Annotated in this window: 4 protein-coding genes; all 4 read right to left on the bottom strand. The window is 41.4% G+C overall.

Annotated elements, in window-relative coordinates; translation table 11 throughout:
• The coding region (locus tag Q1V93_RS11240; protein WP_300664734.1) for an ATP-binding cassette domain-containing protein at positions 1-579 on the bottom strand (579 nt) is incomplete at its 3' end.
• A gap of 19 nt (positions 580-598) precedes the next feature.
• Positions 599-1,498: a CPBP family intramembrane glutamic endopeptidase gene (locus Q1V93_RS11235; protein ID WP_300664732.1), complete on the bottom strand. Its 900-nt coding sequence runs from the start codon at positions 1,496-1,498 to the stop codon at positions 599-601.
• A 262-nt stretch (positions 1,499-1,760) separates the two neighbouring features.
• A complete protein-coding gene (gene dnaJ / locus Q1V93_RS11230) occupies positions 1,761-2,876 on the bottom strand; it encodes a molecular chaperone DnaJ (protein WP_300664730.1) in 1,116 nt (371 codons plus the stop codon).
• 30 nt (positions 2,877-2,906) lie between these two features.
• On the bottom strand, positions 2,907-3,476 hold the full coding sequence (locus tag Q1V93_RS11225) for a nucleotide exchange factor GrpE (protein ID WP_300664728.1): 570 nt from the start codon (positions 3,474-3,476) through the stop codon (positions 2,907-2,909).
• Between the last annotated feature and the right edge of the window lie 238 nt (positions 3,477-3,714).

Raw genomic sequence — 3,714 nt, 5'->3', positions numbered from 1 at the left:
TTCCACACTTCTCATGTTGTGTGTCGAGATCAGGATTGTTTTTCCTTTCAATTTCATTTCCTGCAGTTCCGCCTTAATCAATTCAACGTTTACCGGATCAAAGCCCGAAAACGGTTCATCGAGAATCAGCAAATCCGGTTCATGCAAAACCGCACAAATAAACTGAATTTTCTGCGCCATTCCTTTCGACAATTCCTGGATGCGCTTCTTTCTCCAATCGGCACAATTGAACTTGTTCAGCCAATAATCCAATGCCGTATTGATCTCGGTTTTGGTCATTCCTCTCAAAGCTCCTAGGAAATGAGCATGTGCTTCTACCGTCATTTGTTTATACAAACCACGTTCTTCGGGCAGATACCCAATATGTGCCAGGTGTTTCTGCTGCAATAAATCGCCATTAAAACGGATGGTTCCCGAATCGGGTTCGATGATTTTATTGATAATCCGGATCAGCGTCGTTTTACCGGCTCCGTTTGGCCCGAGTAATCCGAAGATCTCTCCTTTTTTTAAACTAAAGGAAATTTGATCAATTGCAGCTTTCCGCTCATAGCGTTTTGTAAGCTCGTGAATTTCTAACATCTAATCAAAAAATGATTCGTTATGACTTAAAAAGTACTTTTTTCCAGTTTTTCCATCGGTAAACCAACCAAAAAACAAGAATCATTAACGGATAAAGCAGGAACATGGTTACATACATATCCCATCCAAGTGCCGGAGGAGAAACATCCATAAACAAGGCATCCGTTCGAAGCACCTGCCATTCGTTCGTTACCAGGATGATCCCGAATAAATTATTTGCAAGATGAAAACCCCAGGACAGCTCTATTCCGTCGTCCAAAATAGCAATTAATGTGGTAAATAATCCGGATACGATGTAAAAAATCACTGCGGTGAATCCAAGAATTTCTATTTCAGGATTCATCAAATGCAACGCGCCGAAAAGTGCTCCACTGATCAAAACCAAGTAAATTCCTTTCTGGGTGCTTTTTCCAAAAAGCTGTACTAAAAAACCGCGAAAGAAGATTTCTTCAAAACCGGTCTGGATCGGTACAAATAAGATTGCAATAATGAGTAAGTAAAAGAATTTATCGCTTTGAAAGTTCCAAACCAGGTGATGGTTGTAATCTATAAATGTGAGGAAGAAAGAAACCAGCATCAATGCCGACCACAAAGCAAAGGAGAAGAAAAAGCGTTTGAAATCAAAATGTACCCTGGCTGTGAGAAAGGTTCGCAAAGGGCGTTGAAAGATGACTTTTGCGCAAAAAGCAATGGAGAGGAGACCGATTACAAACGGAAGCATGTTTACCAGGAAGTAGGCGTTTTTTGATACGTATTTGCTCAGTTCTTCGATTCCAGAATCCGCAGGGGCAAGTGCTGTTTTGATCAATCCAATCAGAAAGGGACTTAAAATGACTAATCCGAACACAATGACCAGTACACCGAGTAAGTAGTGCCTTATGCCAATAGTGGGTTCGAGTGGATCTGTAAATCTTCTCATTATGTAAATCTAATGAAAAGAAGTTAATTCGAGGTTATTGTCCCGCTGAGGGGCACGGAGGAGTGCAGAAGTAATCACAAACTTACATTTGTCCCCCAATCGAACCCCAGTTAAGAATAAGGCTTTATTCAAGCAGTTTAATATTTAAACGCAGAGAAGCAAAGAGCGCAAAGTATCTGATTTTTCCGGGGATTTTACCAGGAATGGTATAAATCAAAAAAGCCGGATAATCTTTTATCCGGCTTTCTATGGTTGGTTCCGTTTATTGGAACATATCTTTCATTCGTTGAAAAAATCCGCGTTCATTTTGTCCCGGATTCGGTTTGAAATTTTCACTTGCCCGTAATTTCTCCAAAATTTCTTTTTCTTCTTTACTCACTTTCTTCGGTGTCCAGACATTGATGTGTACGAACAAATCTCCGTGACCGTATCCCTGAAGAACCGGTAATCCTTTTCCTTTCAGACGCAGCATTTTTCCGCTTTGTGTTCCCGGTTCGATTTTGATTTTCGCTTTTCCGGTTACTGTCGGTACTTCGAGTGTTTCTCCCAAAACTGCATCCACGAAATTTACGAATGCTTCATAGTGCAGATTTTCTCCGTCTCTTCGCAATTCTTCGTGTGGCTGCTCTTCGATCACAACGATCAAATCTCCCGGGATTCCGTTGAATGGTCCTGCATTTCCTTTTCCGGAAACACTCAACTGCATTCCTTCTTCTACCCCTGCCGGAATTTCAATTTCAATCACTTCTTCCTGACGCTTCAATCCCTGATTGTCTGCATCTGCCGGTTTCTGATCGATCATTTTACCAGCACCCTGACATGTATTACAGGTAGACTGTGTTTGCATCGCACCCAGGAACGTTTGCGCAACACGCGTAATTCTTCCCGTACCGTTACAGGTTGCACAGGTTTTATAGGTTACGCCTTCTGCATTTACCAGCTTATTGACTTTGATTTTCTTCGTAACACCTTCTGCCACTTCTTCCAAAGTCAGTTTCATTTTAACGCGCAGGTTGGTTCCACGCACAACGCGTTGTCCACCACCTCTTGAACCGCCAAAACTTCCGCCACCGCCAAAAGCTCCACCGAAAATATCTCCGAATTGAGAGAAGATATCGTCCATGTTCATTCCGCCGCCAAATCCGGCATTTCCACCTAGTCCGGCATGACCGTACTGATCGTAACGCGCTTTTTTGTTTGCATCAGAAAGCACTTCGTAGGCTTCTGCAGCTTCCTTAAATTTTTCCTCCGCCTCAGCATCTCCCGGATTTTTATCGGGGTGATATTTCAAGGCCATCTTGCGGTAAGCTTTCTTTATTTCTGCTTCCGATGCACCTTTTGAAATGCCAAGAACTTCGTAATAATCTCTTTTATCCATAGTTAAATCACTTCTCGCGAACCAAACTTCTTAATTTCCTACCACTACTTTTGCAAAACGAATCACTTTGTCGTTCAGGTAGTACCCTTTCTCTACATCATCAATGATTTTTCCTTTCAAATCTTCGGATGGTGCAGGAACATTTGCAATTGCTTCGTGCAAATCGGAATTAAAAGCCTGGTGTTTTGCTTCCATTTGCTTCAATCCTTTCGCTTCCAGAATATTTCTCAGTTTGTGGTGGATCAATTTGAATCCATCTTTTACAGCTGTAAGATCTTCTGAATTTTCGTTGTTTGCGATTGCACGCTCGAAATCGTCCATCACTGACAGCATTTCTTTCAAGACTCCTGCGCTTGCAGTTGAAATCAACTCGATCTTTTCTTTATTGGTACGCTTCCGGTAATTGTCAAATTCCGAATACAGTCGTAAATATTTATCGTTCAAGGCAGCAATTTGCTCTTCAGCTGAGGTTCCATTGGATTTTTCTGACGAATTGTCAGCATTTTCAAGCTCCTCATTCGCTGCTCCACTCCCATTTTCCTGGTTTTGTGTATCAGCTTCCTGGTTAAATTCTTCGTTTTGAACTCCTTCTTCTGCCATTTTGTTACTTTTTTGTTTCTCTTCTGTCAACTATCTTGCCATTGCGGTTAATACAGACAAGGTGACAGGGTAACTGACAGAATTACCCGATTTAATTCCGGATCATGTAGCGGAAAAATTATCAATGAGGGAATTATCAATTATTAAGAAGGGAAGTTTGATCAGGTAATCGTGAATTAGGCAATAGGCAATAGTGGTGTACAATATCTCTTTCTAATGTTAGAATTAGGTACAATCA

It is taken from the genome of Fluviicola sp. (genome assembly GCF_030151805.1).
Taxonomy (GTDB): domain Bacteria; phylum Bacteroidota; class Bacteroidia; order Flavobacteriales_D; family Crocinitomicaceae; genus Fluviicola.
Note: the sequence above shows the minus strand (reverse complement) of the source record. Positions and strands in the feature narration are given on the sequence as shown.